Source organism: Iamia sp. (assembly GCF_035575815.1).
GTDB lineage: Bacteria > Actinomycetota > Acidimicrobiia > Acidimicrobiales > Iamiaceae > Iamia.
This window is the reverse complement of sequence record NZ_DATLXO010000152.1, coordinates 1-2,587: the sequence shown is the minus strand read 5'-3', so window position 1 is coordinate 2,587 and position 2,587 is coordinate 1. Positions and strand designations below refer to the sequence as shown.

Genomic DNA, 2,587 nt, shown 5'->3' with positions numbered 1-2,587 from the left:
ACCCACATTTCCCCCCAGGCCGCCGCCGGCTACGGCAAGGCCCTCCGTGAGGAGGTGGGCGCGTCGTTCCCCCTGATCGCCACTGTCCCCCGGCCCTCTCCGGCCCAGAACTACCCGTACGCCGAGGTGGTGGCCTCCTTCGACGCCATCGCCCCGATGGTCTACTGGCTGAACCGCCAGCCCGACACCGACGCAGCCGGCGCCCTTCGCGATCTGGCCCGGTTCGGCAAGCCGGTGTTCCCGGTCGGGCAGGCCTACGACGGCGCCCCTGAGGGCGGCCGGGCCGGAGTGCCCCCGCCCGAGGAGTTGTGGCGGTTCATGCGGGCCGCCGAGGCCAACGGGGCGCAGGGCGTGTCGTTCTGGTCGTGGCAGGCAGCCAACGCCAAGACGTGGACCGCCATCACCGAGGCCGAGCAGTTCCGCTCGCCCGCACCGTGGATGCGCAGGTAGCCGGCCGAGCTCCGCTCAGACCTAGATCCGCGCGTTAGCCGGCGTCGTGGGCAGACCATCCGCGACAAGAGCCTTTCGTTTCAAGAGAATCGGGCTTGCGAAAGCAACCAACGCTCCTGAAAGAAAGGCACCTGTCGGGTGAAGACGATACCGAAGCGCCGTCCCTCTGTCACGGTTGGTCGGGACGACCCCTCCATCACTCCCGCAGCCGGGCTGGTGCTGGTGGCCGAGGTCGACCGCATCCTGGGGGTGGCATCCAGCATCGACGGCTACGTCGGGTCGATCAAGGCCCGCCGACAGGGGCTGTCCGCCGGCGAGCTGGTGCTGTCGATGGCCGAGACCATGCTCGCCGGAGGCGACTTCATGATCGACCTGGACAACCAGGCCCGGCCCGACACCGCCGGCGCCGCGCTGCGGGCGGTGGCCGGAGCGCCGGCGTCGACGACGTTCATCGCCCTGGCGAAGCGTTTCGACGAGGTGGCGATCGGTGACCTGGGCTCGGCGATGGGGGTGCTGGTGCGCCGAGCGTTCGCCACCCTTCCCGAGAAGCGCCGCGCCGCGCTGGCCTCGTCGCGGCCGACGATCGACCTCGACCCCACCGACATCGAGGTCTACGGCTCGAAGAAGGAAGGAGTCGCCTACAACTACGCCGGCCAGCGGGCCGGGCGGGCGCACCCGGTGGTGTGGGCCGAAGCCGGCGTGGTGCTGGCCGCCGATCTCGGCTCGGGACGCGACGACCCCCGGCCTCAAGCCCCCGATCTCATCGCCCGAGCGGTGGGCGCATTGCCCGAGGGTCTCGGCCGGCCCCGGGTACGCGCCGACGCCGGCTTCTTCGACCGAGGGGTGGCGGAGGCGGCACTGGCCAACCGCTGCGACTTCGCCATCGCGGCCAAACGCAACAAAGCAGTGTGGCGGGCAGCGCGAACCGTTGGGGGACAAGGCTGGCAGCCCGCGTCGGGCATGGCCGGGGCCGAGGTGGCGGAGTGCCCCTACAAGCCGGGGGGCTGGCCCGAGGGCACCCGGACCATCGTGCGCCGCGTCCGCCTCAACGCCGACCAGGTCCGCACCGACCCCCGGTCCCGCCGACGGCGCACCATCGATCCCGAACAGTTGCGCCTCGTGCTCGACGGCGAGGCCGACCACGTCTATGCCTACAGCTTCATCGTCACCAACCTCGACGGCGACCCGGTGGCGATCGAAGCGTGGTTCAGGGAGCGGGCCCAGGTGGAGGAGCGGATCAAGGACTCCAAGTGCGGGCTGGCCCTGCGCCACCTGCCCTCGGGCTACGAGGCGGTCAACCGGGTGTGGATGTGGTCGGCGCTGCTCGCCCTCAATCTCTCGGCGTGGGCCCAGGGCCTCGGCGGCGCCGACGCCGACGGAAGGGCGCATGCCAAGCGGGCCCGCCGGGAGCTGTTCTGCATCCCCGCCCGCGTCATTCACCACGCCCGACAGGTGGTCCTGCGCCTCAGCCCGACCCATCGGCGGGGACCGTTCCTCGCGACGTGGGCGGCACTGGCGGCCCTGCCCAACGCCGCGTTGCCCTGACGCGTCGGTGTCGACCGGCCGCCGCAGGCTCAGCGCGGGCCGGAATCACGACGCAAACACATCCGGTCCTGATCGAGCGCGGGGCCGACGCGGAAACTCCCGTCGTGGTCGGCGCGCACCCGGCCTCGTCGCTCCGATCACGCCTCCTTCATGCCGGGCCGCACGCAACACGCGGATCTAGGTCTGAGCTGGTCATCCGGGCATCCTTCCCAGCCGGCTTCGGTCTAGAACGGTGCGATGAGCGACGACGAGCCCGACGATGCCCCCGCGTTCCGGCTCGACCCCTTCGACATCACCCGCCGGGCCCGGGAGACCTACGGGCCCGACGGCCGGCCGGCGCATGGGCCACGCCGGCGCCATCGTGTCGGGTGGCAAGGGCGGCGCCGCCGCCAAGATCGAGGCGCTGGAAGCGGCCGGCGCCATTGTCGTCCTCGACCCCACCGAGCTCGGTTCGCGCATGGCCGAGGTGCTTGACCGCTCGGCAGCTCCCTAGGCCCCCGAGAGCCCCGGCCTCAGACCTAGATCCGCGTGTTGCGTGCGGCCCGGCATGAAGGAGGCGTGATCGGAGCGACGAGGCCGGGGGCGCGCCGAC

The 2,587-nt window shown here is 71.9% G+C and carries 2 protein-coding genes and 1 pseudogene; all 3 read left to right on the top strand.

The window, feature by feature from the left end:
- Positions 1-450, top strand: a 450-nt coding sequence (locus tag VNL12_RS16020; protein ID WP_325595946.1) for a hypothetical protein, incomplete at its 5' end; no start/stop codon positions are given.
- A gap of 138 nt (positions 451-588) precedes the next feature.
- Positions 589-1,995: an IS1380 family transposase gene (locus tag VNL12_RS16015; RefSeq protein ID WP_325595945.1), complete on the top strand. Its 1,407-nt coding sequence runs from the start codon at positions 589-591 to the stop codon at positions 1,993-1,995.
- Positions 1,996-2,302: 307 nt separating this feature from the next.
- A pseudogene (locus VNL12_RS16010) lies at positions 2,303-2,488 on the top strand (succinate--CoA ligase subunit alpha); the annotation flags it as partial.
- Positions 2,489-2,587: the final 99 nt, after the last annotated feature.